The sequence below is a fragment of the Burkholderia sp. MSh2 genome (assembly GCF_000731655.1).
In the GTDB taxonomy this organism is placed as follows: Bacteria; Pseudomonadota; Gammaproteobacteria; order Burkholderiales; family Burkholderiaceae; genus Burkholderia; species Burkholderia paludis.
This window is the reverse complement of record NZ_JPGM01000025.1, coordinates 51050-77557: the sequence shown is the minus strand read 5'-3', so window position 1 is coordinate 77557 and position 26508 is coordinate 51050. Positions and strand designations below refer to the sequence as shown.

Below are 26508 nucleotides of genomic sequence, written 5' to 3'. Positions count from 1 at the left end.
AAACAGATGAGTCAAGCGATCGAAGTGAAGGTGCCGGATATCGGCGATTACAAGGACGTGCCGGTGATCGAGATCGGCGTGAAGGTCGGCGACACGGTCGAGCCCGAGCAGTCGCTCGTCACGCTCGAGTCGGACAAGGCGACGATGGACGTGCCGAGCCCAGTGGCGGGCGTCGTGAAGGAAATCAAGGTCAAGGTGGGCGATTCCGTGTCGGAAGGCTCGCTGATCATCCTGCTCGAAGGCGGCGCTGCGGCGCAGGCCAATGGCGCGGCTGCGCCGGCCGCAGCCCCGGCGCCGGCGGCCGCGCCGGCACCGGCCGCAGCAGCACCGGCGGCCGCGCCGGCAGCCGCCGGCGGTACGCTCGAAGTGAAGGTGCCCGACATCGGCGACTACAAGGACGTGCCGGTGATCGAGATCGGCGTGAAGGTCGGCGACACGGTCGAGAAGGAGCAGTCGCTCGTCACGCTCGAGTCGGACAAGGCGACGATGGACGTGCCGAGCCCGGCCGCCGGCGTCGTGAAGGACATCAAGGTGAAGGTGGGCGATTCGGTGTCGGAAGGCACGCTGATCGTGTTGCTCGAAGCCGCAGGGGCGGCAGCTGCCGCACCGCAGGCAAGCGCACCGGCTCCGGCCGCTGCTGCGCCGGCACCCGCCGCCGCACCCGCGAAGGCCGCACCGGCAGCGGCTGCTGCTGCTGCTGCGCCGCTGCCGGCCGCAGCGCCGTCGGGAGAATACCGCGCCAGCCACGCATCGCCGTCGGTGCGCAAGTTCGCGCGCGAACTCGGCGTCGACGTCGCACGCGTGCAGGGTTCGGGCCCGAAGGGCCGCATCACGAAGGAAGACGTCACCGGCTTCGTGAAGGGTGTGATGACGGGCCAGCGCGCAGCACCGGGCGCAGCGGCAGCCGCGCCGGCAGGCGGCGGCGAGCTGAACCTGCTGCCGTGGCCGAAGGTCGACTTCTCGAAGTTCGGCCCGTTCGAGGCGAAGCCGCTGTCGCGCATCAAGAAGATCTCGGGCGCGAACCTGCATCGCAACTGGGTGATGATCCCGCACGTCACGAACAACGACGAAGCGGACATCACCGATCTCGAAGCGCTGCGCGTGCAGTTGAACAAGGAGCACGAGAAGGCGGGCGTGAAGTTCACGATGCTCGCGTTCGTGATCAAGGCGGTCGTTGCCGCACTGAAGAAGTTCCCGACCTTCAACGCGAGCCTCGACGGCGACAACCTCGTGTTCAAGCAGTACTTCCACGTCGGTTTCGCGGCCGATACGCCGAACGGCCTGGTCGTGCCGGTGATCCGCGACGCGGACAAGAAGGGGCTCGTCGATATCGCGAAGGAAATGGCCGAACTGTCGAAGGCCGCACGCGACGGCAAGCTGAAGCCGGACCAGATGCAGGGCGGTTGCTTCTCGATCTCGTCGCTCGGCGGGATCGGCGGCACCAACTTCACGCCGATCATCAACGCGCCGGAAGTGGCGATCCTCGGGTTGTCGCGCGGCCAGATGAAGCCGGTGTGGGACGGCAAGCAATTCGTGCCGCGTCTGACGCTGCCGCTGTCGCTGTCGTACGACCATCGCGTGATCGATGGTGCGGAAGCCGCGCGGTTCAATGCGTATCTCGGCGCGTTGCTCGCGGATTTCCGTCGCATCATTCTTTGATGAGCTGAGGGCTCTCGCAGGGGCGTGGGTTTCTTGTCGGTCATCCATGCCCTGTCGTTGAACCTGTATTGCTGATGGTCTATTGGCGTCGCCCCTGCGCGGGGCGGCGGTCACTTTTCTTGGTCTTCCAAGGAAAAGTAACCAAAAGAAAGGCGCGTCCTTGGGCGGACGGCAAAGGTGGTGCTGCCCAGGACCCCGTTCTCCAGTCAGGCCGTCGTTCAGCGGTTGAGCCCTCTCCCTCTGTCAGCAGCTAAACAAGAAGGGGACGTATATGAGTCTCATCGAAGTCAAGGTTCCGGATATCGGCGATTTCAGCGGCGTCGATGTCATCGAAGTCAACGTGAAGCCGGGCGACGTGATCGAAAAAGAGCAGACGCTCATCACGCTCGAATCGGACAAGGCCTCCATGGAAGTGCCCAGCGACGTCGCCGGCACCGTCAAGGAAATCAAGGTCAAGGCCGGCGAGAAAGTCTCGCAAGGCACCGTCATCGCCATCGTCGACGCAGCAGCCGGTGCCGCCGCCCCCGCGAAAGCACCCGAAGCGGCGAAGCCCGCAGCCGCCGCGCCGGCACCGGCCGCAGCCGCTCCGGCACCCGCTCCGGCACCCGCGCCGCAAGCCGGCAGCTACGCAGGCGCCGTCGACGTGGAATGCGACATGCTCGTGCTCGGCGCCGGCCCCGGCGGCTACTCGGCCGCGTTCCGCGCCGCCGATCTCGGCATGAAGACAGTGCTCGTCGAACGCTATTCGACGCTCGGCGGCGTGTGCCTGAATGTCGGCTGCATTCCGTCGAAAGCGCTGCTGCATACGTCGCTCGTCGTCGAAGAAGCCGCGGCGCTCGCGTCGCACGGCATCACGTTCGGCAAGCCGCAGGTCGACCTCGACAAGCTGCGCGATTTCAAGGGCGGCGTCGTCAGGAAGCTGACGACGGGCCTCGCCGGCATGGCGAAGGCGCGCAAGGTCGAAGTGGTGACGGGCGTCGGCGCATTCGTCGATCCGTACCACATGGAAGTGCAGGGCGAGAACGGCAAGAAGGTCGTCCGGTTCAAGCAGGCGATCATCGCGGCGGGCTCGCAGGCGGTGAAGCTGCCGTTCATGCCGGAAGACCCGCGCGTCGTCGATTCCACCGGCGCGCTCGAACTGCGCCAGCTTCCGAAGCGGATGCTCGTGATCGGCGGCGGCATCATCGGCCTCGAAATGGCAACGGTGTACTCGACCCTCGGCGCCGAGATCGACGTCGTCGAAATGATGGACGGCCTGATGATGGGCGCCGATCGCGATCTCGTGAAGGTCTGGGAAAAGTACAACGCAAAGCGTTTCGGCAACGTGATGCTGAAGACCAAGACGGTCGGCGCGGAAGCGAAGGAAGACGGCATCTACGTGAAGTTCGAGGGCGAGAAGGCGCCGGCGGAAGCGCAGCGCTACGATCTCGTGCTCGTCGCGGTGGGCCGCAGCCCGAACGGCAAGAAGATCGGCGCCGACAAGGCGGGCGTTGCCGTCACGGATCGCGGCTTCATCGACGTCGACAAGCAGATGCGCACGAACGTCCCGCACATCTTCGCGATCGGCGACGTCGTCGGCCAGCCGATGCTCGCGCACAAGGCCGTGCATGAAGGCCACGTCGCAGCGGAAGCCGCGCACGGCGAGAAGGCGTACTTCGACGCACTGCAGATCCCGTCGGTCGCCTATACCGATCCGGAAGTGGCGTGGGCCGGCAAGACGGAAGACCAGTGCAAGGCCGAAGGCATCAAGTACGGCAAGGCGGTGTTCCCGTGGGCGGCATCGGGCCGCGCGATCGCGAACGGCCGCGACGAAGGCTTCACGAAGCTGATCTTCGACGAGGAAACCCATCGCGTGATCGGCGGCGGCATCGTCGGCCTGAACGCGGGCGACCTGATCAGCGAAGTGTGCCTCGCCGTCGAGATGGGCGCGGACGCGGAAGACATCGGCAAGACGATCCACCCGCACCCGACGCTCGGCGAATCGGTCGGCATGGCCGCCGAACTGTACGAAGGCGTCTGTACGGATCTGCCGCCGCAACGCAAGAAGTAACGCGACCGGCAACGGCCGGCCACGCGCCGGCCATGAAAAACGCCGCCGCCCGGGTTTCCCGGGCGGCGGCGTTTTCGTTGGTGCGCGGCCTGCGGTGTGTGCGTCGTGCCGAGTCGGGCGGCAATGCATGCAAGCGCGTCTCGATCGCGTGTTCCGGCGCCGCAAACGAAAAAGCCGCGCTGGGCGCGGCTCTTTCAGGAGCGGGGGACGCTTAGACGGCCGGCTTGGTCGAACGACGTGCAGCAGCGGCGCTGGCAGCCTTCGTCGCGACGGCAGCCGCGGCGTTGAAGTTCGTCTCGGCGATCTCGACGGCTTGCTTCGTGGCCTTCTGAACCGTTTCGTACGTGGTGTTCGCAGCGTTCAGCGCCGACTTCAGGGCGGCAACAGCCGTTTCCGAACCGGCCGGGGCGTTCTTCGCGACGTTGTCGACGAGTGCCTGGACCTTCTTGTTCTGCTCTTCGAATTGCGCTTCGGCAACCTTCGCGAACTCGGCTTGCGTCGACGATGCGATTTCATACAGGTGACGGCCGTACGACAGCACCTTTTCCGCGACCGGCTGCGACAGGCTGGCTTGCAGCGCGATCAGTTCCTGTGCGTCCTTCACCGACAGCAGGCGCTGCGCGTTTTCCTGACCCTCTGCCAGCGTCGACTTCACGACTTGCAGGTTCAGTTCGATCAGCTTTTCGACGCCTTCGAACGCCTTGGTCGTCAGACCGAACAGGCTTTCGAGGTTGGCTTTCTGTGCAGCGGCGATTTGCTCGGGGGTCAGCAAAGACATGTCAAGCTCCTGAAAAGCGATCGTGTCGATCGCAGGGGAAAGGGCACTACGCTGGGGAACCTCGGATGCGCGCGCTTTGTGCAACGCAGCAATGAGGCTTATTTTAGGGCAGAGAAAACCGTTGTCAAGTATTTTTTGTGCGTTGCACAATCACGACAAATTATCGATAAAACAACGAGTTATCGAGCCTGTCCGGAATCGGTTTCAGGCGCGTTACCAGCGCGCGTTCCCAGATGGTGCGCACAATCGCCGGGCAAGCGTGGCGCACCATGATCACGCACAGGTAAACCTGACAGGCCTGTGGAACGTTATCCTTCTGTTCCGGTCGAAAACGCGCCGTTGCGATGCGCGTGCCGTGGCGACGTGCCGCCACCGTCGAGACCGGCGCCCCTTGGCACTCCGAGCGCCGGATACGTAGTTTCCCCGCTTTAAATCGCCTCCGAAGTGACGTTATCTCAATTAAGCGCGTGGTAATCGGGAGACGGGCGCTGTCGGGCAGTGCGTCCCATGATTTTTTTCGATGGGAGCGGGCGGGTCGATCGACCGAAGTTGGCCGACCCTTACATTCCGGTTTAACGACAATCGGTAAGTGCCTAATATTGCTCTTTTTTTCAGCTTTAACTACACTTGCGGAAACCTCCCGCCCGCTTTGTCCAGACCCCAATGAAAGCCGAATCGTTTTCACCGCGCAGATTGTTGCAGAGCATGACGCTCGGCACGGCCGTGTCGGTCGCAGTCGCCTTGCTGGCGACCGCTGCGTCCGTCACGCCTGCTGACGCCTTTGCCGCCACTGCGAAGACCCATCAACAGGCCGCCAAGAAGAAGGCTGCCGCTCCTGCTTCGTCCGCGAAGAAGAAGTCGGCGAAGGCTGCCTCCGACAAATCCGCCAAGGTCGCTGCGGCCGATGCGCCGCGCGCGAAGGCCTCGCGCAAGCGCGTCACGCTCGCGGCGAACGGCGTGCATGCCGGCCACCACGTCGCGGTCCGCAAGGTCGCGTTCCAGCCGCGCCGGCAGAGCGTCGGCCAGGCGTTCGGCCTGCACGACACGCCCGACGCGCTTGCACTGCGCTCGAGCGTCGCGTACGTCGTCGACCAGAATTCCGGCGAGCCGCTGTTCGACAAGAACTCGCATGCCGTCGTGCCGATCGCGTCGATCTCGAAGCTGATGACCGCGATGGTCGTGCTCGACTCGAAGGCCCCGATGACCGACCAGATCGAAGTCACCGACGAAGACCGTGACTACGAGAAGGGCACGGGCTCGCGCCTGTCGGTTGGCTCGGTGCTGTCGCGCGAAGACATGCTGCACATCGCGCTGATGGCGTCGGAAAACCGCGCGGCCGCCGCGCTGTCGCGTTACTACCAGGGCGGTCGTCCGGCGTTCATCGCCGCGATGAACGCGAAGGCGAAGTCGCTCGGCATGGCCGATACGCATTTCGAGAATTCGACCGGCCTGTCCAGCTCGAACGTGTCGAGCGCGCGCGACCTCGTGAAGATGGTCAATGCCGCGTATCAGTACCCGATGATCCGCCAGTTCTCGACCGATCGCAGCTACGAGGTGAACACGGGCAAGCGCAACCTCGCGTACAACAGCACGAACGCGCTGATCCGCGGCAACGGCTCGTGGGATATCGGCCTGCAGAAGACGGGCTTCATCAACGAGGCAGGCGAATGCCTCGTGATGCAGGCCACGATCCACGGCAGGCCGATGGTGATGGTGCTGCTCGATTCGTTCGGCAAGTATTCGCGCTTCGCCGACGCGGCGCGCCTGCGCAACTGGCTCGACGCCGGCGGCGGCGAGCGCCTGACGGCGGCCAACGCCGCGAACGGCGGTACCTGATCGCGCCTGCGGCGGTTCGCCGCCGCGCCGATCGGCTGAAAAAAAGCCCCGCATTCGCGGGGCTTTTTATTTGTGCGGGAGAACCGGGGCAGGCGAGAGCGGGCTCATGCCTGCCGCTGCAGCCCGTCCGCATCCTTGTCGGGCGCGGGCCGGTAGCCAAGCGATTCGGAGATGGTGAGGGCCGTGCGGCTCAACTGGCCGAGCCACGCATCCTGGAGGCGATCGGCCGGCGCCGACAGCGACAGGCCGGCGACGAGCTTGCCCGAATCGTCGTAGATGCCGGCCGCGATGCAGCGTACGCCGAGCTCCAGTTCCTCGTTGTCGCGCGCGCACGATTGCTGGCGGACGATCGTCAGCTCGCGCTCGAGCTTCGCGATGTCGGTGATGCTGTTCTGCGTATGGCCGGACAGCCCCGTGCGCGTCGCATAGGCGCGTACGCGCGACGTTTCGTCGGCCGCGAGGAACAGCTTGCCGACCGACGTGAGGTGCAGCGGCGCACGGCCGCCGATCGCGCGGACGACCTGCATTCCCGAGCGCTCCGAATACGCGCGCTCGATATAGACGATCTCGTCGCCCTGACGTACCGACAGGTTCACGGTCTGTCCGGTGAGGCGATGCAGCTCGCGCATCGGCATCAATGCCGCGTCGCGCACCGACAGGCGCGCCTTCACGAGGTTGCCGAGCTCGAGCAGCCGCATGCCGAGGCGATACGTGCCGGGATCGGAGCGGTCGACGAGGCGGCAGGTCACCATGTCGTTCAGGATGCGGTGCGCGGTCGACGGGTGCAGCTCCGTCCGCTGCGCAAGCTCCTTCAGACTGACGGGATCGCTGTGCGCGGCGAGCGCGTCCAGCAGCCGCATCATGCGTTCGATCACCTGGATCGACGTTTTTGAATCCGGGGTGGGTTGGCTCATGTCGGGGGAGAAATCGGTTGACGCGTCAAGCGGTGTTGGAACGATTGTATCTCGTATCGTGAAAAAAGCGAACGCCGTTCGAGGAAATCCTCGTTTTGCGCAGTGCGGGCTTGCGTGCGGGCCGGCGTTGGTCTCGCCGGCCAAACGGCGGATAATGAGAGCCGTTTTCTCGAAGGAGCACGTATGCGAGTCGGTTTGTTCGTGACCTGCCTGGTCGATCTGATGCGTCCCGAAATCGGTTTCTCGGCGCTCAAGCTGATTCGCGACGCCGGCTACGAGGTGATCGTGCCGCCCGCGCAGACCTGCTGCGGCCAGCCGGCCTACAACTCGGGCGACCGCGCGCTCGCGCGCGATCTCGCGGAAAAGACGCTGCGCGAATTCGAGCAGTTCGATTACGTCGTCGCGCCGTCGGGTTCGTGCGGCGGGATGATTCGCGCGCACTACGGCGACCTGTTCCGCGACGATCCCGAGCTGATGGGGCGCTACACGCGGTTCCAGCAGAAAGTCCATGAGCTGACCGACTTCCTCGCGAACGTCGCGAAGGTGTCGCTCGCGCCGGGAGAGTTCACGGGGCCCGTCACCTATCACGATTCGTGCTCGGGCCTGCGCGAGCTCGGCGTGAAGGCGCAGCCGCGCGCGCTGCTCGCGCAGCGCGGCGTCGCGGTCACCGAGATGAAGGATTGCGAGCACTGCTGCGGCTTCGGCGGCACGTTCGCGGTCAAGTACGGCGACATTTCGGCGGCCATCGCGGACGAAAAATGCGCGAACGTGCGCGCATCGGGCGCCGGCGCCGTCGTGCTCGGCGATCTCGGCTGCATGCTGAACATCGAAGGGCGGTTGCGCCGCACCGGCGACCGCGACACGCGCGTGCTGCACGTCGCGCAGGTGCTGGCGGGCGACGTCTGACGCCCGGTTCCGCTCACTTTTCCCCCGATACCGCGATGCAAGTCCAATCGATGCATTTCAAGGCGCGCGCCGGCCAGAAGCTGGCCGACCAGCGCCTGCAGCAGAACCTGAAGAAGCTGTCGACGAAGTTCGTGTCCGCGCGCGCCGACGCGATGACCGAAATCGACTTCCCGGCGACCCGCGCCGCGCTCAAGGCGCGTCGCAACCGTGCGCTGGAGAACCTCGACGTCTGGCTCGAAGCGTTCGAGCGCGAGGCGACGCGGCGCGGCACGACGGTGTTGTTCGCCGAAACGACCGCGGATGCCGCGCGGCTCGTGGCGGACATCGCGCGCCGCCACGACGTGAAGAAGGTCATCAAGACCAAGTCGATGGTGTCCGAGGAAATGCGCCTGAACGCGGTGCTCGCGGAGATGGGCGTGCAGTCGATCGAGACGGACCTCGGCGAGTACATCCTGCAGATCAACGACAACGAGCCGCCGAGCCACATCATCGCGCCCGTCGTGCACAAGGACAAGGACGAGATCGCCGACCTGTTCGCACGCACGCACCACCGCGAGCGGCTGACCGAGATTCCCGACATGACGCGCGAGGCCCGCGAGGTGCTGCGCCCGCACTTCATGTCGGCCGACATGGGCGTGACGGGCGGCAATTTCGTGATCGCCGAGACGGGTTCGGTCGCCATCGTCACGAACGAAGGCAACGAGGGCATGTGCACCGTGATGCCGCGCGTGCATGTCGCCGTGACGGGCATCGAGAAGGTGCTGCCGACGCTCGAGGATCTCGCGACCGCGATGCGCCTGCTGCCGCGTTCCGCGACGGGGCAGAAGACGTCGAACTATTTCTCGCTGCTGACCGGGCCGCGCGGGCCCGGCGATGAGGACGGCCCGGAGCACAACTACGTCGTGCTCGTCGACGGCGGCCGTACGGGACTGATCGGCGGAGCGTTCCAGGAGATGCTGCGCTGCATCCGCTGCGGCGCGTGCATGAATCATTGCCCGGTCTATCAGAAGGTAGGCGGCCACGCGTACGGCTGGGTCTATCCGGGGCCGATGGGATCGGTGCTGACGCCGAGCTACGTCGGGCTCGAGCGCACGCTCGACCTGCCGCAGGCCGCGACGCTGTGCGGCGAATGCGACAGCGTATGCCCGGCCGGGATTCCGCTGTCGCAACTGCTGCGCACGCTGCGCGAGAAGCAGGTCGAGCGGCACTTGCGGCCCTGGCGCGAGCGGGCGGCGCTCGCCGCGTGGGGTTTCTTCGCACGGCGGCCGATGCTGTACGCGCTGACGACCAAGCTCGCGGTGCGCGTTCTGGAGCGGCTGGGCGGCGACGGCGGCACGCTGCGGCGCCTGCCGATGATGGGCGGCTGGATGGATACGCGCGACATGCCGACGCCGACCGGGCGCACGTTCCGGGAGCTGTACGCGGCGTCCCAGAGCCACCTCGGCTGACGACTGTTCACCAGGCGACAACAGTGCGTTCGCTATTCGCATATTTATCTCGATAGGTGCGGGCTATAGAATCCTCCCTGTAGTCCCCGGAACTGCATTTCGGGGTACCCAGTCAAGGAGGTCCGCATCATGAAAAAGACAATATCGATGTACTGGCCGCTGGCAATCGTCGTTCCGCTGGCCGCGGCAGCCTATCTCCACGCGATGGCCGACGCGCCGTCGCGCGGTCCGCTCGCGATGCACCAGGCGTCCGCCGAACTGGCGCGCGCGGTGTCGTTCGGGCTGGTCGACGACGCGGCCAAGCCGCTGCCGGCCGCCTCCGGCGACGTCGTGCTCGCCGCGCCGAAGGCGCTGTGAGGCAGGGCGCCGTCGCTTTGCGCGGCGGCGGGATTTCGTCCGCCTTTGTATAATGGCGTGTTCTTCTCCCACGCGGTCCGCCGCGGCTTCCCGATAGTGCGATGACCCGCGTTGCGATCTGTTTCGTCTGTCTCGGCAACATCTGTCGTTCGCCTACCGCGGAAGGCGTGATGCGCCACCAGGTCGACGCGGCCGCGCTGGCGGATTCGATCGCGGTCGATTCGGCCGGCACCGGCGACTGGCATGTCGGCGAGCCGCCCGATGCGCGTGCGCAGGCGGCGGCCCGCAGCCGCGGCTACGACCTGTCGGCGCTGCGCGCGCGACAGGTGAGCGCGGCGGATTTCGAGCGCTTCGACTTGCTCCTCGCGATGGACGAAGCGAACCTCGCGGAGCTGCGCCGCCGTTGTCCGCCGCAGCATCGCGACAAGGTGCGTCTGCTGATGGCGTTCGCGCCGGATTCGACCGAAACCGAAGTGGCCGATCCCTATTTCGGCGGTGCGCAGGGTTTCGAGCAGGTGCTCGACCAGGTCGAACGCGCGTGCGCGGGCCTGCTGGAGACGCTCCGGGCCCGTACGGCGCGCTGAGCGCACGGTATTCAGCGGTCTGCGAATACCCTTTCAAAGACATGGATACTTGACTAAAAACGTCAAATATTTATACTTGACCAAAATCGTCAAGATTGCAGTCCCCTAGACCACCATGAGACTCACCACCAAAGGCCGTTTCGCCGTCACGGCGATGATTGACTTGGCACTGCGCCAGGAGCAGGGCCCGGTGACGCTTGCAGGCATCAGCCAGCGCCAGCGGATTTCGCTCTCGTATCTCGAACAGCTGTTCGGCAAGCTGCGCAGGCATGAAATCGTCGAATCCGTGCGCGGTCCGGGCGGCGGCTACAACCTCGCGCGCCGCGCGCAGGATGTCACCGTTGCCGACATCATCATCGCGGTTGATGAACCGCTCGACGCCACGCAGTGCGGCGGCAAGGGCACGTGCGACGGCTCGAAGCAGCCCGACGGCCATTGCATGACGCACGAGCTGTGGTCGACGCTGAACCAGAAGATGGTCGAGTACCTCGATTCGGTGTCGCTGCAGGATCTCGTCGATCAGCAGCGCGCACGCGAGGGCGCGCCTGCGGTGTTGCGCGACCGGCGTACGCCGGAGCCCGTCGCCGCACAGGCCGAGCCCGTGCGTACGATGCCGCTCGGCCCCAATTCGGTGTTCAACATCGCGAGCTCGTGAGCGCATAGGCGCCCGCCATACCCCATAACGCACATAGTCCCTGCACAGAATACCCGGAGCGACAGATGACCCAAGAGACTCTCCACCTGCCCATCTATATGGATTACAGCGCGACGACGCCGGTCGATCCGCGCGTGGTCGACAAGATGGTGCCGTACCTGCGCGAGCAGTTCGGCAACCCGGCGTCGCGCAGCCACGCATATGGCTGGGACGCTGAGCGCGCAGTCGAGGAAGCGCGCGAGCAGGTCGCCGCACTCGTGAACGCCGATCCGCGCGAGATCATCTGGACGTCGGGCGCGACGGAGTCCGACAACCTCGCGATCAAGGGCGCCGCGAACTTCTACAAGGGCAAGGGCAAGCACATCGTCACGGTGAAGACCGAGCACAAGGCCGTGCTCGACACGTGCCGCGAGCTCGAGCGCGACGGCTTCGAGGTGACCTACCTCGACGTGAAGGACGACGGCCTGATCGACCTCGACGTGTTCAAGGCCGCGCTGCGCCCGGACACGATCCTCGTGTCGGTGATGCACGTGAACAACGAGATCGGCGTGATCCAGGACATCGCGACGATCGGCGAGATCTGCCGCGAGAAGGGCATCGTGTTCCACGTCGACGCCGCACAGTCGACCGGCAAGGTCGAGATCGACCTCGCGAAGCTGAAGGTCGACCTGATGTCGTTCTCGGCGCACAAGACCTACGGTCCGAAGGGCATCGGCGCGCTGTACGTGCGCCGCAAGCCGCGCGTGCGCATCGAGGCGCAAATGCACGGCGGCGGCCATGAGCGCGGGATGCGTTCGGGCACGCTGCCGACGCACCAGATCGTGGGCATGGGCGAAGCGTTCCGCATCGCACGCGAGGACATGGCGACCGAGAACGAGCGCGTCCGCATGCTGCGCGACAAGCTGCTGCGCGGCCTGTCGCAGATCGAGGAAACCTACGTGAACGGCGACATGGAGCACCGCGTCCCGCACAACCTCAACATCAGTTTCAACTTCGTCGAAGGCGAGTCGCTGATCATGGCGATCAAGGACGTCGCGGTGTCGTCGGGCTCCGCGTGCACGTCGGCGTCGCTGGAGCCGTCGTACGTGCTGCGTGCGCTCGGCCGCAACGACGAGCTGGCGCACAGCTCGATCCGCTTCACGGTCGGCCGCTTTACGACGGAGCAGGAAGTCGACTTCGTGATCAACCTGCTGAACAGCAAGATCGCGAAGCTGCGCGAACTGTCGCCGCTCTGGGAAATGCACCAGGAAGGCGTCGATCTGTCGACGATCGAATGGGCCGCACACTGAGCGCCGGATTGAACATACCCGCGGGCGGATTCGCGCACGCAGACGTAACGAGTCAAGGAGTCTGAGTCATGTCTTACAGCAACAAGGTTCTGGATCACTACGAAAACCCGCGCAACGTCGGTTCGTTCGCGAAAGACGACGACGCGGTCGGCACGGGCATGGTCGGCGCGCCGGCCTGCGGCGACGTGATGAAGCTGCAGATCCGCGTCGGCGCGGACGGCGTGATCGAAGACGCGAAGTTCAAGACCTACGGTTGCGGTTCGGCGATCGCATCGAGCTCGCTCGTCACCGAATGGGTGAAGGGCAAGACGCTCGACGAAGCACTGTCGATCAAGAACACGCAGATCGCCGAGGAACTCGCGCTGCCGCCGGTGAAGATTCACTGCTCGATCCTCGCGGAAGACGCGATCAAGGCAGCCGTGGCCGACTACAAGAAGCGCCACGACACCACGGAAGGCGATCAGGCAGCAGCCTGAGCGGGATCGCGCGGCTTCTCGAGAAAACGCAGGGCCGCCCCAGGTTTTCTTGACCCCCTCGGGGGACTGGCGCGTAGCGACAGGTCTGGGGCGCCTGGAAGGAACGCGGCGAGCCCCGGTGGCGCGCCGCGGCAAGGACATCATGGCAATTACACTGACCGAAAAAGCAGCACAGCACGTCCAGAAATACCTCGTCCGTCGCGGCAAGGGTGTGGGCCTGCGGCTCGGCGTTCGCACGACCGGTTGCTCGGGGCTCGCGTACAAGCTCGAGTATGTCGACGAGCTGGCTCCCGAGGATCAGGTGTTCGAGAGCCATGGCGTGAAGGTCATCGTCGATCCGAAGAGCCTCGCGTACATCGACGGCACCGAACTCGATTTCGCGCGCGAAGGCCTGAACGAAGGGTTCAAGTTCAACAACCCGAACGTGAAGGACGAGTGCGGCTGCGGCGAATCGTTCCGCGTGTGACGACGCGGATTTCCGCGCGACGCGGGCAAGAGGCGGCACAGGCCGCCTTTTTAATGTGCGGCGTTTGCCGCGCGACGAACCGGAATTGAACGCGACGATGGTCTCGCTGAAAGACAGCCATTTCGACCTGTTTAACCTGCCGGCGCAATTCGCGCTCGACGAGGCGGCACTCGATGCCGCCTACCGGACGGTGCAGACGCAGGTGCATCCGGACCGCTTCGCGGCGGCCGGCGACGCGCAGAAGCGCATCGCGATGCAGTGGGCAACCCGCGCGAACGAGGCGTACCGTACGCTGCGCGATCCGCTGAAGCGCGCGTCCTATCTGCTGTCGCTGCGCGGCGTCGACATCGGCGCGGAAAACAATACCGCGATGGAGCCCGCGTTCCTGATGCAGCAGATGGAATGGCGCGAAGGCATCGAGGATGCCGCGGCCGCCCGTAACGTCGACGCGCTCGACGCGCTGCTCGGCGAGTTGCGCGACGAGCGGCGCGTGCGCGTCGAGCGCCTCGGCACGCTGCTCGACAGCGGCGCCGACCAGGCAGCCGCCGAGGCCGTGCGTCAGCTGATGTTCATCGAACGGGTCGCGTCGGAAGTGGGCGCGCAGATCGAGCGCCTCGAAACTTAACCGCGCGCCTTGCGGTGCGCGTAGCAAACGGGCCGAGCGCCCGAACGAACCAAGATGGCTTTACTGCAAATTTCCGAACCGGGGATGGCGCCGGCGCCGCATCAGCGGCGACTCGCCGTCGGGATCGACCTCGGCACGACGAACTCGCTCGTCGCGGCCGTACGCAACAGCGTGCCTGAAGTGCTGCCGGACGAAGCGGGCCGCGCGCTGCTGCCGTCGGTCGTCCGCTATCTCGAGAAGGGCGGCCGCCGTATCGGCCACGAGGCAAAGGAGCAGGCCGCGACCGATCCGCGCAACACGATCGTGTCGGTCAAGCGTTTCATGGGCCGCGGCAAGGCGGAAGTCGAAGGCGCGGCGAACGCACCGTACGACTTCGTCGATGCGCCGGGCATGGTGCAGATCCGCACCGTCGACGGCGTGAAGAGCCCGGTCGAGGTATCGGCCGAGATTCTCGCGACGCTGCGCTATCGTGCGGAGGATTCGCTCGGCGACGATCTGGTCGGCGCGGTGATCACGGTGCCCGCGTATTTCGACGATGCGCAACGGCAGGCGACCAAGGATGCCGCGCGCCTCGCGGGGCTCAACGTGCTGCGCCTGCTGAACGAGCCGACCGCCGCGGCGATCGCGTACGGTCTCGACAATGCGGCCGAAGGCCTCTACGCGGTGTACGACCTCGGCGGCGGCACGTTCGACCTGTCGATCCTGAAGCTGACGAAGGGCGTGTTCGAAGTGCTGGCCGCGGGCGGCGATTCCGCGCTCGGCGGCGACGATTTCGACCACGCGCTGTTCGGTCACGTGCTCGCGCAGGCCGGCATCGATGCGAAGACGCTCGCGCCCGAGGACGTGCGCCTGTTGCTCGATCGCGTGCGCGTGCTGAAGGAAACGCTGTCGTCGGCGCCGCAGGCGTCGCTCGACGTGACGCTGTCGGGCGGCGCGCATCTCGTGCAGACGATCGCGCACGATGCGTTTGCGTCGCTGGTGGAGCCGCTCGTGCAGCGCACGCTCACGCCCACCCGCAAGGCGCTGCGCGACGCGCAGGTCACGCCGGCGGACATCAAGGGTGTCGTGCTGGTCGGCGGCGCGACGCGCATGCCGGTGATCCGCGACGCGGTCGCGAAGTATTTCGGCCAGCCGCCGCTCGTGAACCTCGATCCGGACCAGGTCGTCGCGCTCGGCGCGGCGATCCAGGCCGACCTGCTCGCAGGCAATCGCGGCACCGGCGACGACTGGCTGCTGCTCGACGTGATTCCGCTGTCGCTCGGTGTCGAGACGATGGGGGGCCTCGTCGAGAAGATCATTCCGCGCAACTCGACGATTCCGATCGCGCGGGCGCAGGAATTCACGACCTTCAAGGATGGCCAGACCGCGATGGCGATCCATGTCGTGCAGGGCGAGCGCGAACTCGTCGCCGATTGCCGGTCGCTCGCGCGCTTCGAGCTGCGCGGCATCCCGCCGATGACGGCCGGTGCCGCGCGCATTCGCGTGACCTATCAGGTGGACGCGGACGGCCTGCTGTCGGTGTTCGCCCGCGAGCAGCTGTCGGGCGTCGAGGCGTCGGTCGTCGTGAAGCCGTCGTACGGTCTCGCCGACGACGACATCGCGAAGATGCTCGAGGACAGTTTCAAGACCGCCGAGATCGACATGCGCGCGCGTGCGCTGCGCGAAGCGCAGGTCGAGGCCGAGCGGATGATCGAGGCGACGCAGGCCGCGCTGACGGCCGACGGCGAATTGCTCGATGCGAACGAGCGCACCGAGGTCGACGCGCTGGTCGCGGCGCTGCGCGCGGTCGCGCAGGGCGACGATACGAATGCGATCGAAGCGGCGACCAAGGCGCTGGCCGACGGCACCGACGAATTCGCCGCGCGCCGGATGGACAAGAGCATCAAGCGCGCGCTGTCGGGCCGCCGGCTCGACGAGATCTGAACTCACGAACTGCGCATCGGCCGGTGACGGCCCGCGCGACATTGAACCGTGCGGCGCGTCGCGCCGCACCCTGACTGACGGAACGGACATGCCTCAACTGGTGGTGCTGCCTCACGTCGAACTGTGCCCGGATGGCGCAGTGATCGACGCGACGCCCGGCAAGAGTATCTGCGACAACCTGCTCGAACACGGGATCGAGATCGAGCATGCATGCGAGAAGTCGTGCGCGTGCACGACGTGCCACGTGGTGATCCGCGAGGGCTTCAACGACCTGACGCCGTCCGAGGAGGACGAGGACGATCTGCTGGACAAGGCGTGGGGCCTCGAGCCGACGTCGCGCCTGTCGTGCCAGGCGATCGTGAAGGAAGATTCGGACCTGGTGGTCGAGATTCCGAAGTACTCGATCAACCACGCGAAGGAAAACCACTGACAGGAACCGGAGGCAGGCGATGAAATGGACCGATTCGCGTGAAATAGCCATTGCGCTGGCGGACAAGTACCCGGACATCGACCCGCAGCGGATCAACTTCGTCGACCTGCGCCAGTGGGTGCTCGAACTCGACGGCTTCAACGACGATCCGAAGCACTCCGGCGAGAAGATCCTCGAAGCGATCCAGGCGCACTGGATCGACGAATCGGATTTCGACGACGAGGACTGATTGCGCGGTGCGCCGCGACGGCGCATGCCGCCGGCAATGGGAAAACGGCTCGTGAGCGATCGCTCGCGAGCCGTTTTCATTTTCAGGCGGCCTGCCCGCGCGCGGTATGCGGGCAGGGGCCGTAACGCGATCGGGCGATCACGCGCCGATCAGCGTCCCGTTCTCGATCCGCACGCGCTGGCCCTGGCCAAACGGCGGCTGCTGGTTGCGGTACGTGAACGTGCGCGTCGCGCCGCTCTCCATCTGCACTTGCACCTGGTAGTCGGTTTCCGCGCGCACCTGCTTTTCGACCTGGTTGCCCGCGAGGCCGCCACCCAGTGCGCCGATGATCGTCATCGCGGTGCGACCGTTGCCGTGGCCGAACTGGTTGCCGAGCAGGCCGCCCGCCGCGGCGCCGCCGACCGCACCGATGCCCGAACTCTGGCCCGGCGTGCGGATCGGCGTGATCGCGACGACCGTGCCGCAGCTCAGGCAGTAGGCGGGTGCGGAGGGCTGCTGCGCATACTGCGGCGGCTGCGGCGCCTGCGTATGACGGCGATGCGGTGTGGCCGGGCGCGGCGCGGGCTTCGGTTCGGCCTGTGCGACGGCCTTCTGTTGCGCGGCGGCCTGTTCTGCCGCCTGCTGCTGCGCTTGCGCGGCGAGTGCGGTGCTGGCGGCTGCGGCCGTATCGACGGCCGGCTGCGAGGCGATCAGCGCGGCCTGGGTCTGGCCGTTCTGTTCGTTGCTGCCGTTGGCTTTCGGGAAGATGCCCGTGACGGCCGCCGTCGCCGCGAGGCTGGCAACGATGACGGCGCCGGCTGCCGTGGCGATGAGCGGGTGGAGGCGTTGCTTTTGCGGTGTGGTCTGATTCGGGTTATCCATTTTTTTCTCCGGTGTCGATCCGGATCGGCGCTGTGGCGCCGGGCCGGGTCCCACGCGTCGGGATCGGGAAGGCGCGGTGCTTCGGCGCTTCGTTCCGATCCCTCGGTGCTGCGTGGTGACGCAAACGGAGTGTCGTCCACCGGCGAGCGGCGTACCGTATCAAGGTGTAACGAATTGCAGCGCAGGCGTGGCCATCGTTACGGGGAAACCCCGGGAAAGGCCGTCGCGACGAGGAAGTAAAACGGGGGAGGATCTGCAGCCGGCGGACGCCGGCGGGCGGGATTTACGCGTCGTTACAAAGCTGATGCGTGTACGCCGCGGGACGCGGCGCACACGCGGGCGCGGCGATCAGTCTTCGCGGCGCAGATGGGGGAACAGCAGCACGTCGCGGATCGTCGGGCTGTCGGTCAGCAGCATCACCAGGCGGTCGATGCCGATCCCGCAGCCGCCGGTCGGAGGCATCCCGTATTCGAGCGCGCGGATGTAGTCGGCGTCGAAGAACATCGCTTCCTCGTCGCCCGCATCCTTTTGCTCGACCTGCTTCTTGAAGCGTGCGGCCTGGTCTTCCGGATCGTTCAGTTCCGAGAAGCCGTTCGCGATCTCGCGGCCGGTCATGAACAGCTCGAAGCGCTCGGTGATGCCCGGCACCGTATCCGATGCGCGTGCGAGCGGCGACACTTCGACCGGGTAGTCGATGATGAAGGTCGGTTCCCACAGTTGCGCTTCGGCGGTTTCCTCGAACAGCGCGAGCTGCAGCGCACCGGTGCCGGCGTTCAGGAACGCGGGCTGCGAGACGTCGACGCCGAAGCGCTTCAGTTCGGTGCGCAGGAACGCGTCGTCCGACAACTGGCCGTCGGTGTAGTCCGGCGCGTACTTCCGGATCGCCTGCGTGATCGTCAGGCGGTGGAACGGCTTCGCGAGATCGAGCTCGCGGCCCTGGTACTGGATCGTCGCGGTGCCGAGCGCATCGATCGCCGCCTGGCGGATCAGTTGCTCGGTGAAGTCCATCAGCCAGCGGTAGTCGGTGTACGCGGCGTAGAACTCCATCATCGTGAATTCCGGGTTGTGACGCGGCGACACGCCTTCATTCCGGAAATTGCGGTTGATCTCGAACACGCGTTCGAAGCCGCCGACGATCAGGCGCTTCAGGTACAGCTCCGGCGCGATCCGCAGGAACATCTGCATGTCGAGCGCGTTGTGGTGCGTGACGAACGGCTTCGCGGCCGCGCCGCCCGGGATCGGGTGCAGCATCGGCGTCTCGACTTCCATGAAGTCGGCGTTGTCCATGAACTTGCGGATCGACGCGATCGTCCTGGTGCGGGCGCGGAACGTGTCGCGCGTTTCCGGCGTGACGATCAGGTCGACGTAGCGCTGGCGATAGCGCATTTCCTGGTCGGAGAGGCCGTGGAACTTGTCCGGCAGCGGGCGCAGCGCCTTCGACAGCAGGCGCAATTCCTTGCACTGCACCGACAGCTCGCCCTTGTTGGTGCGGAACAGCACGCCGCGCGCGGCGACGATGTCGCCGAGGTCCCACTTCTTGAATGCGTCGTAGGTTTCCGCGCCGACGTCGTTCGGCGTCACGAAGAACTGGATCTGGCCCGAACCGTCCTGCACCGTCGCGAAGCTTGCCTTGCCCATCACGCGCTTGAGCATCATGCGGCCGGCGACCGACACCTCGACCGGGTTCGCTTCGAGCGCGGCCTTGTCGGAGTCGGCGAAGGTCGTTTGCAGATCGGCCGCGTGATGCGTCGGACGGAAGTCGTTCGGGTAGGCGACGCCTTGCTCGCGCAGCGCGCGCAGCTTGTCGCGGCGCTCGGCGATGATCTGGTTTTCGTCCGCGGCGACGGCGGGCTGCGTTTGGGTCGGTTCGGTCATGATGGTCGGAATTCGGAGTGGGTGCGGCAACGCAAACGGGAAGGGCGGCGCGGCGGGGCCGCGCCGCGGCGCTTACACGCCCTGTTTGAGGCTCGCGCTGATGAAGTCGTCGAGATCGCCGTCGAGGACAGCCCTCGTGTTGCTCATTTCGACGTTCGTGCGCAGGTCCTTCACGCGGCTCTGGTCGAGCACGTACGAACGGATCTGGTGGCCCCAGCCCACATCGGTCTTGCTCGATTCGAGCTTGTCCTGTTCGGCCTGGCGCTTGCGCATCTCGACTTCGTACAGGCGCGACTTCAGCATCGCCATCGCTTCGGCGCGGTTGCGGTGCTGCGAGCGGTCGTTCTGGCACTGCACGACGATGCCGGTCGGCATGTGCGTGATCCGCACCGCGGAATCGGTCTTGTTGATGTGCTGGCCGCCCGCGCCGGATGCGCGGTAGGTGTCGATGCGCAGGTCCGCCGGGTTGATCTCGACTTCGATCGAGTCGTCGATTTCCGGATAGACGAACACCGACGAGAACGACGTGTGGCGGCCGCCCGACGAGTCGAACGGCGACTTGCGCACGAGGCGGTGGATGCCCGTCTCGGTGCGCAGGAAGCCGTATGCATATTCGCCCGTGACCTTGACCGTCGCGTTCTTGATGCCGGCGACGTCGCCGTCGGACTCTTCGAGCACCTCGGCCTTGAAGCCCTTGCGTTCGCAATAGCGCAGGTACTGGCGCAGCAGCATCGACGCCCAGTCGCACGCCTCGGTGCCGCCGGCGCCGGCCTGGATGTCGATGAAGCAGTTGTTCGGGTCGGCCGGGTTCGAGAACATCCGGCGGAACTCGATGTCGCCGACGCGTGCCTCGAGCTTCGCGGCGTCTTCTTCCGATGCGAGGAGGGTGTCCTCGTCGCCTTCCTCGCGTGCGAGCTCGAACAGGTCGAGCGCGTCGCGCAGGTCGCCATCAAGCGCCGTCAACGTCGTGACGACGCCTTCGAGCAGCTTCTTCTCGCGACCGAGCGCCTGGGCGTTCTTCGAATCGTTCCAGACGTTCGGGTCTTCGAGTTCCTTGTTGACTTCGGTCAGACGCGCAGCTTTGGCGTCGTAGTCAAAGATACCCCCGAAGCTCGCCCGCGCGGTTGCGCAGGTCGAGCAGGGAGCTTTCGATCGCGTTGAGACGTTCCGCTTCCATGATCGTTCGCTATTCTTGCTTCGTAAAAAAGCGGAATTATAGCCGATCGGCAGGGTTGCCCGGTGACGCAAACGGTGCTCGCATGCGCGCCGCGGCCCCGTCCGGCGCGGCGCGCATGCGCGAGACGGGCGCGGCGGGCCGGGCGGCGCGCGCTCAGCCGGCCGCGTGCTCGACGATCAGCTGGACGCGCGTGACGCCGTTCCAGGTGTCGGCGACGAGCCGGTAAGCGATCAGCGCGCTTGCCGGCAGCGGTTCCGTGTGATTGAACCAGATCGCGTTGAAGCGCTGGCGGCCGCGTGCGAGCTGCAGCTTCAGGTGCTTTTCCTTCACGAGCGACTGCGACACGACGTCGAATTCGCCCGAGAAAAGCGGGGCCGGAAAGCCCTGGCCCCACACGGCTTCGTCGAGCAGCCCGACGAACTGCGGCGTGAAATACGCGTCCTCGAGCTCGCCGTCGGTCTCGATCACGCGGGCGAGCGCATCGTCGGACAGCCATTCGCGCGCGACGGCCTCGAACGCGGCCGCGAAGCGCGGCACGTTCTCGGTCTCGAGCGTGAGGCCGGCCGCCATCGCGTGGCCGCCGAAGGCGACGATCAGGTCCGGTTCGCGCTTCGACACGAGATCGAGCGCGTCGCGCAGGTGGAAACCGGCGATCGACCGGCCCGACCCCTTGACCCGCTTGCCTTCGTCGTCCGCGTGCGCGAACGTGAACGACGGGCGGTGGAATTTTTCCTTGAGCCGGCCCGCGACGATGCCGATCACGCCCTGGTGCCACTCGGGGTTGAACAGCGTGATCGTGCACCCGTCGGCCGGATCGATATCGGCGAGATCGGCGAGCGCCTGCTGCTGCATGCCGGCCTCGATCTCGCGGCGCTCGCGGTTCATCACGTCGAGCTGCTGCGCGAGATCCCACGCGCGGCCGATGTCGTCGGTGATCAGGCACTCGATGCCGAGCGACATGTCGGACAGGCGCCCGGCGGCGTTCAGGCGCGGGCCGAGGCCGAAGCCGAGATCGAAGCCCGACGCGGTGCGCGCCTCGCGTGCGGCGGCGCGGAACAGCGCGGCGATGCCCGGCTGCATGCGGCCGTTGCGGATGCGCTGCAGCCCCTGCGCGACGAGTACGCGGTTGTTGCCGTCGAGCCGCACGACGTCGGCCACCGTGCCGAGCGCGACGAGGTCCAGCAGGCCGTCGAGGCGCGGCTCCGCTTCCTTGCTCGCGAACGCGCCGCGCCGACGCAGCTCGGCGCGCAGCGCGAGCAGCACGTAGAACATCACGCCGACGCCGGCGATGTGCTTGCTCGGGAACGTGCAGCCGGGCTGGTTCGGGTTGACGATCGCGCGGGCGGCGGGCAGCGCGTCGCCGGGCAGGTGGTGGTCGGTCACGAGCACGTCGATGCCGCGCGCGTTCGCGGCTTCGACGCCCGCGACGCTCGCGATCCCGTTGTCGACGGTGATCAGCAGGTCGGGCTTGCGCGCGGCCGCGAGTTCGACGATCTCGGGCGTCAGGCCGTAGCCGTATTCGAAGCGGTTCGGCACCAGGTAGTCGATCCGCGCGCCGAACATCCGCAGGCCGCGCACCGCGACCGCGCAGGCGGTCGCGCCGTCGCAGTCGTAGTCGGCGACGACCAGCAGGCGCCGCTTGTCGGCGATCGCGTCGGCGAGCAGCGACGCCGCGTCGGCGCAGCCTTTCAGCTCGGTGGGCGGAACCAGGCGCGCGAGCGCGGTCTCGATGTCGGCGGGGGACTGCACGCCGCGCGACGCGTACAGGCGCGCGAGGACGGGGTGCAGGCCGTGGCGCGCGAGCACTTCGGCGTCGGCGGGGGCGACGGTGCGGGTAACGATCCGGGTCATACGGGGTCTGCTTGTTATTCGAACAGGGAGGCGAGCGCGCGGCGGCGCCAGAATTTGCGCAGGTCGCCGCGCGTCGCGTGCAGCGTCACGGAACTCGTGTCGCCGCAGAGCGTGAACCCGACGCTCGCCAGCTCGGCGTTGCGCAGCGCGGCAAGCGCCGGGGCGAACCAGTCGCGCTCGAGCGCGGCGAGCCCGTCGTGCCAGCGCGCCCAGTCCTGTCCGATGAACGGGGCGGTCAGCGCCGGGAGTTCGACGAGCGTCGCGCCGTCGGCGGCGGGCAGCGCGCCGAACGCCGCGGGCGGCGCGCCGGCGTCGGCCTGCGCGGCGCGTGCAAGGCCGAGCGCCGCCGGCGACGCGGACAGCACGCGCGCGAACGGCTTGCCGACCGGCTTCAGCGTGCCCTGCGCATGGAACCAGATCGAATTGACGGCCGGCAGGCCGCGTGCTTCGCGCGCTTCGTTGACCGGATGCTGGAACCATGCCATCTGCACTTCGTTCTGCAGCTTCATCCACATCCGCGAGCGCTCGCCGGTGTGTGCCTCGTGCGGCAGCCAGATCTCGATGTTGCGGCCGCTCGCGCGCAGCGGCGCGGCGCCGGCGAGGCGGGCGAGCTGGTCGCTGGACAGGTACCAGCGTGTCGGGTTCGGCGCTTCGAGCCGCACGCCGAGTTCCTCGATCAGCGGCCGCGCGACCGCGAGCAGCGCGGCGGCGTCGCCGTCGTCGAGCGCGAGCGCGGCCGGATCGACGAGCACCAGGTGGTCGTGCGCGATTTCGACGTGAACGGGCTCGACGCACGCCCACGCGTGCGTGCCGGGGCTGCCGCCGTCCGCCAGCAGCATGTAGGGCGCGAGCGGCGCCTCGTCCGCGGCGTTGCCCCGGGTCGCGCCGAACTGGCGGGCCAGCCAGCGCTCGTGCGGCAGCGTGCGCTGGAAGTCCTCGCCGGCCACGCGCTCGACGAGGCTGGCGCGGGCGAGCAACTTTTCGAGCGCGGGGCTATCCAGGGTGTGCAGGGACGAGGCCGCATCGGCCGCCGACGGCAGCGCGAACGGAACGAGAAAATGGAGGCGTCGGTCGTGCATGATGGTGCGCATTGTATGGCAAACTGCGCGCGTGATCGGGCCGGCCGACGGCCCGTTCGCGTCCGGCGGCCGTTTTTCGACCGTGCCCGGGCCGGTGGCCGCCGCCGGGCGGCGCTCCGGCCGCGGGGCGCCGTCCCGCCGTAACCAGCAGAAAGGATTCGCTTGAAACTTCCGTACGAATGGCAGATCGGCTGGCGCTACACGCGCGCCGGCAAACGCACGACCGGCAACGGCTTCATTTCATTCATCGCGCTCGTGTCGATGCTCGGGATCGCGCTCGGCGTCGCGGCGCTGATCGTCGTGCTGTCGGTGATGAACGGCTTCCAGAAGGAAGTGCGCGACCGCATGCTGTCGGTGCTCGCGCACGTCGAGGTGTTCTCGCCGACGGGCTCGATGCCCGACTGGCAGCTGACCGCGCAGGAAGCGCGCCGCAATCCGTCGGTGATCGGCGCGGCGCCGTACGTCGACGCGCAGGCGCTGCTCACGCGCCAGGACGCGGTGAGCGGCGTGATGCTGCGCGGCGTCGAACCGACGCTTGAACCGGAGGTGTCCGACATCGGCAAGGACATGAAGGCCGGCCAGCTCGGCGCGCTCGTGCCGGGACAGTTCGGCATCGTGCTCGGCGACGCGCTGGCCGGCAACCTCGGCGTGACGGTCGGCGACAAGGTCACGCTGGTCGCGCCGGAGGGCTCGATCACGCCGGCCGGCATGATGCCGCGCCTGAAGCAGTTCACGGTGGTCGGCGTGTTCGAGTCGGGCCACTACGAATACGACAGCACGCTCGCGATGATCAACATCCGCGACGCCGAGGCGTTGTTCCGGATGTCCGCGCCGACCGGCGTGCGGCTGCGGCTGAAGGACATGCAGAAGGCGCCGCAGGTCGCGGTCGAACTGTCGCATACGCTGTCGGGCAGCCTGTACATTCGCGACTGGACCCAGCAGAACAAGACCTGGTTCTCGGCCGTGCAGATCGAGAAGCGGATGATGTTCATCATCCTCACGCTGATCATCGCGGTGGCCGCGTTCAATCTCGTGTCGTCGCTCGTGATGACGGTGACCAACAAGCAGGCCGACATCGCGATCCTGCGCACGCTCGGCGCGCAGCCGGGGTCGATCATGAAGATCTTCGTCGTGCAGGGCGTGACGATCGGCTTCGTCGGCACGGCGTCGGGCGTCGCGCTCGGCTGCCTGATCGCATGGAGCATCCCGTGGCTGATCCCGATGATCGAGCATCTGTTCGGCGTGCAGTTCCTGCCGCCGTCCGTGTATTTCATCAGCGAGCTGCCGTCCGAACTCGTCGCGAGCGACGTGATCCGGATCGGGCTGATCGCGTTCGCACTGTCGGCCGTCGCGACGCTCTACCCGAGCTGGCGCGGCGCGAAGGTGAAGCCCGCGGAGGCGCTCCGCTATGAATGACCGCGCAACCGCGTTCGCGGATTCGAAACAACACAATCGACAGGATTCGGCAGGTATGCAGGATTACGTGCTTCAGGCGCGCGGCATCACGAAGGCGTTCGTGCAGGGCGGCTTCAACGTGCAGGTGCTCGACAATACCGAGCTGACGGTGCGGCGCGGCGAGAAGCTTGCGGTCGTCGGCGCGTCGGGCTCCGGCAAGAGCACGCTGCTGCACGTGCTGGGCGGGCTCGACGAGCCGAGCGCGGGCGAGGTGTCGCTGCTCGGCAAGCCGTTTACGCAACTCGCCGAGCGCGAGCGCAACGAATTGCGCAATCGCGCGCTCGGTTTCGTCTACCAGTTCCATCACCTGCTGCCCGAGTTCACCGCGCTCGACAACGTCGCGATGCCGCTGCGCATTCGCCGGATGACGACCGAGGATGCGCGCGAGCAGGCCCAGGCGATGCTCGAGCGCGTCGGTCTCGGGCCGCGTGCGAAGCACCGGCCGGGCGAGCTGTCGGGCGGCGAGCGGCAACGCGTCGCGATCGCGCGCGCGCTGGTCACGAAGCCCGCGTGCGTGCTCGCCGACGAGCCGACCGGCAACCTCGACGGCACCACGGCCGATACGGTGTTCAACCTGATGCTCGAACTGTCCGAGACGCTCGAAACGAGCTTCGTGATCGTCACGCACGATCCCGAGCTTGCCGCGCGCTGCGACCGCATCATGCGGCTGCGCGACGGCGTGCTGCACGAGGAGCCGGCGCTGCCGGTGTGAACGCACGTCCTTCGCGCGGCGCCGGGTTCGTCCCGGCGCCGCGCGGGGGCGCAGGAATGCCGCCATGTGGATCGATACGCACTGCCATCTCGACGCCGCCGAGTTCGACGCCGACCGCGACGCGGTCGCGCATGCGGCGCGCGCGGCCGGCGTGTCGCGCATCGTGATCCCGAGCATCGGGCGCGACAACTTCACGACGGTGCGCGAGCTTGCGCAGCGCACGCCGGGCGCGGTCTACGCGCTGGGCATCCATCCGATGTATACGCCGCGGGCGCGCGACGAGGATCTCGACCGGCTGCGCATGGAGATCGAGGCGAGCCTCGACGATCCCCGCTTCGTCGCGATCGGGGAGATCGGCCTCGACTATTTCGTGCCGGGGCTCGACGAAGCGCGGCAGCAGTTCTTTTACCAGGGGCAGCTCAAGCTGGCGCGCGAATTCGACCTGCCGGTGCTGTGCCACGTGCGCAAGTCGCAGGACCGCGTGCTGGCCGGGCTGCGCCGCTTCGGCGTGCGAAGCGGCATCGCGCATGCGTTCAACGGCAGTTTCCAGCAGGCCGACGCGTATCTCGCGCAGGGACTGCGCCTCGGTTTCGGCGGCAACGTGACCTTCACGCGCGCGTTGCAGATCCGCCGGCTCGCGGCGCAACTGCCGCTCGAGGCGATCGTCGTCGAGACGGATGCGCCCGACATCGCGCCCGAATGGGCGTACCGATCCCGCAACACGCCCGACCAGGTGCCGCGCATCGGCGACGTGCTCGCCGAACTGCGCGGGCTCGACGCTCCCGCGCTGTCCCTATGCACTTCGGCCAACGCGCTCGCCGCGTTGCCGCGACTCGCACTTTCGTCCGCATAATCGTTGCCGGAAGGCGCCGC

At 66.9% G+C, this 26508-nt stretch carries 25 protein-coding genes; 18 read left to right on the top strand and 7 right to left on the bottom strand.

The annotated features are described in order from the left end of the window. Positions 1–6: 6 nt before the first annotated feature. Entirely contained in the window at positions 7–1659 is a 1653-nt protein-coding gene (gene aceF / locus GQ57_RS16930; RefSeq protein WP_034198474.1) for a dihydrolipoyllysine-residue acetyltransferase, read from the top strand. Between the two features lie 271 nt (positions 1660–1930). Then, a complete protein-coding gene (lpdA, locus tag GQ57_RS16925) occupies positions 1931–3709 on the top strand; it encodes a dihydrolipoyl dehydrogenase (protein ID WP_034198473.1) in 1779 nt (592 codons plus the stop codon). A 211-nt stretch (positions 3710–3920) separates the two neighbouring features. On the opposite strand, the gene GQ57_RS16920 is transcribed toward lpdA, so the two are convergent. Next, positions 3921–4487: a phasin family protein gene (locus GQ57_RS16920; protein ID WP_031399477.1), complete on the bottom strand. Its 567-nt coding sequence runs from the start codon at positions 4485–4487 to the stop codon at positions 3921–3923. A gap of 663 nt (positions 4488–5150) precedes the next feature. Here GQ57_RS16920 and pbpG point away from each other — a divergent pair. Next, on the top strand, positions 5151–6323 hold the full coding sequence (gene pbpG / locus GQ57_RS16915) for a D-alanyl-D-alanine endopeptidase (RefSeq protein WP_031399476.1): 1173 nt from the start codon (positions 5151–5153) through the stop codon (positions 6321–6323). 104 nt (positions 6324–6427) lie between these two features. On the opposite strand, the gene GQ57_RS16910 is transcribed toward pbpG, so the two are convergent. Further along, complete coding sequence (locus GQ57_RS16910) at positions 6428–7237, bottom strand: IclR family transcriptional regulator (protein ID WP_031399475.1); 810 nt, start codon at positions 7235–7237, stop codon at positions 6428–6430. A gap of 183 nt (positions 7238–7420) precedes the next feature. Between GQ57_RS16910 and GQ57_RS16905 the strand changes: the two genes are divergently transcribed. The 12 genes from GQ57_RS16905 (at position 7421) to iscX (ending at position 16625) form a co-directional block, all read left to right on the top strand. Continuing rightward, entirely contained in the window at positions 7421–8143 is a 723-nt protein-coding gene (locus tag GQ57_RS16905; protein ID WP_031399474.1) for a (Fe-S)-binding protein, read from the top strand. A 35-nt stretch (positions 8144–8178) separates the two neighbouring features. Next, complete coding sequence (locus GQ57_RS16900; protein WP_031399473.1) at positions 8179–9591, top strand: lactate utilization protein B; 1413 nt, start codon at positions 8179–8181, stop codon at positions 9589–9591. A 129-nt stretch (positions 9592–9720) separates the two neighbouring features. Beyond that, positions 9721–9948 (top strand): hypothetical protein, encoded by a 228-nt coding sequence (locus GQ57_RS16895; RefSeq protein WP_031399472.1) that lies wholly within the window; start codon positions 9721–9723, stop codon positions 9946–9948. A gap of 101 nt (positions 9949–10049) precedes the next feature. Next, positions 10050–10532, top strand: a complete 483-nt coding sequence (locus GQ57_RS16890) for a low molecular weight protein-tyrosine-phosphatase (RefSeq protein WP_034198472.1) — start codon at positions 10050–10052, stop codon at positions 10530–10532. A 115-nt stretch (positions 10533–10647) separates the two neighbouring features. Beyond that, positions 10648–11187 (top strand): Fe-S cluster assembly transcriptional regulator IscR, encoded by a 540-nt coding sequence (iscR, locus tag GQ57_RS16885; protein ID WP_031399470.1) that lies wholly within the window; start codon positions 10648–10650, stop codon positions 11185–11187. A gap of 65 nt (positions 11188–11252) precedes the next feature. Next, positions 11253–12476 carry an IscS subfamily cysteine desulfurase gene (locus GQ57_RS16880; RefSeq protein WP_031399469.1) on the top strand — a complete coding sequence of 408 codons (1224 nt, stop codon included), beginning with the start codon at positions 11253–11255 and terminating at the stop codon, positions 12474–12476. A 68-nt stretch (positions 12477–12544) separates the two neighbouring features. Further along, on the top strand, positions 12545–12952 hold the full coding sequence (iscU, locus tag GQ57_RS16875) for a Fe-S cluster assembly scaffold IscU (RefSeq protein WP_006754131.1): 408 nt from the start codon (positions 12545–12547) through the stop codon (positions 12950–12952). Positions 12953–13094: 142 nt separating this feature from the next. Next, positions 13095–13418: an iron-sulfur cluster assembly protein IscA gene (gene iscA, locus GQ57_RS16870; protein ID WP_014896627.1), complete on the top strand. Its 324-nt coding sequence runs from the start codon at positions 13095–13097 to the stop codon at positions 13416–13418. Positions 13419–13515: 97 nt separating this feature from the next. Then, positions 13516–14043: a Fe-S protein assembly co-chaperone HscB gene (hscB, locus tag GQ57_RS16865; RefSeq protein ID WP_031399468.1), complete on the top strand. Its 528-nt coding sequence runs from the start codon at positions 13516–13518 to the stop codon at positions 14041–14043. 54 nt (positions 14044–14097) lie between these two features. Then, complete coding sequence (gene hscA / locus GQ57_RS16860) at positions 14098–15966, top strand: Fe-S protein assembly chaperone HscA (protein WP_031399467.1); 1869 nt, start codon at positions 14098–14100, stop codon at positions 15964–15966. An 88-nt stretch (positions 15967–16054) separates the two neighbouring features. Beyond that, complete coding sequence (gene fdx / locus GQ57_RS16855) at positions 16055–16396, top strand: ISC system 2Fe-2S type ferredoxin (protein WP_011352558.1); 342 nt, start codon at positions 16055–16057, stop codon at positions 16394–16396. Between the two features lie 19 nt (positions 16397–16415). Beyond that, positions 16416–16625 carry a Fe-S cluster assembly protein IscX gene (gene iscX / locus GQ57_RS16850; protein WP_031399466.1) on the top strand — a complete coding sequence of 70 codons (210 nt, stop codon included), beginning with the start codon at positions 16416–16418 and terminating at the stop codon, positions 16623–16625. A gap of 138 nt (positions 16626–16763) precedes the next feature. On the opposite strand, the gene GQ57_RS16845 is transcribed toward iscX, so the two are convergent. The 5 genes from GQ57_RS16845 to GQ57_RS16825 all read right to left on the bottom strand — a co-directional run bounded on the left by GQ57_RS16845 (position 16764) and on the right by GQ57_RS16825 (position 23480). Beyond that, positions 16764–17486, bottom strand: coding sequence for a glycine zipper 2TM domain-containing protein (locus tag GQ57_RS16845; protein WP_034198471.1), 723 nt, complete (start codon positions 17484–17486; stop codon positions 16764–16766). Positions 17487–17834: 348 nt separating this feature from the next. Continuing rightward, entirely contained in the window at positions 17835–19277 is a 1443-nt protein-coding gene (gene lysS, locus GQ57_RS16840; RefSeq protein WP_407638591.1) for a lysine--tRNA ligase, read from the bottom strand. Between the two features lie 156 nt (positions 19278–19433). Beyond that, positions 19434–20538, bottom strand: a protein-coding gene (gene prfB, locus GQ57_RS39555) for a peptide chain release factor 2 (protein WP_124455448.1) whose coding sequence is annotated in 2 segments (ribosomal slippage) — positions 19434–20456 and positions 20458–20538 — 1104 coding nt in all. Because the reading frame shifts where the segments join, the coding sequence is not laid out codon by codon here. Between the two features lie 153 nt (positions 20539–20691). Beyond that, complete coding sequence (gene recJ / locus GQ57_RS16830) at positions 20692–22389, bottom strand: single-stranded-DNA-specific exonuclease RecJ (RefSeq protein WP_031399463.1); 1698 nt, start codon at positions 22387–22389, stop codon at positions 20692–20694. 14 nt (positions 22390–22403) lie between these two features. After that, a complete protein-coding gene (locus GQ57_RS16825) occupies positions 22404–23480 on the bottom strand; it encodes a hypothetical protein (RefSeq protein WP_034198470.1) in 1077 nt (358 codons plus the stop codon). Between the two features lie 150 nt (positions 23481–23630). Between GQ57_RS16825 and GQ57_RS16820 the strand changes: the two genes are divergently transcribed. The 3 genes from GQ57_RS16820 to GQ57_RS16810 all read left to right on the top strand — a co-directional run bounded on the left by GQ57_RS16820 (position 23631) and on the right by GQ57_RS16810 (position 26488). Continuing rightward, positions 23631–24884 carry a lipoprotein-releasing ABC transporter permease subunit gene (locus tag GQ57_RS16820; protein ID WP_031399461.1) on the top strand — a complete coding sequence of 418 codons (1254 nt, stop codon included), beginning with the start codon at positions 23631–23633 and terminating at the stop codon, positions 24882–24884. Then, positions 24877–25635, top strand: coding sequence for a lipoprotein-releasing ABC transporter ATP-binding protein LolD (gene lolD, locus GQ57_RS16815; RefSeq protein WP_031399460.1), 759 nt, complete (start codon positions 24877–24879; stop codon positions 25633–25635). The genes GQ57_RS16820 and lolD overlap by 8 nt, the downstream gene beginning before the upstream one ends. Positions 25636–25699: 64 nt before the next feature. Continuing rightward, complete coding sequence (locus GQ57_RS16810) at positions 25700–26488, top strand: TatD family hydrolase (protein ID WP_034198468.1); 789 nt, start codon at positions 25700–25702, stop codon at positions 26486–26488. Positions 26489–26508: the final 20 nt, after the last annotated feature.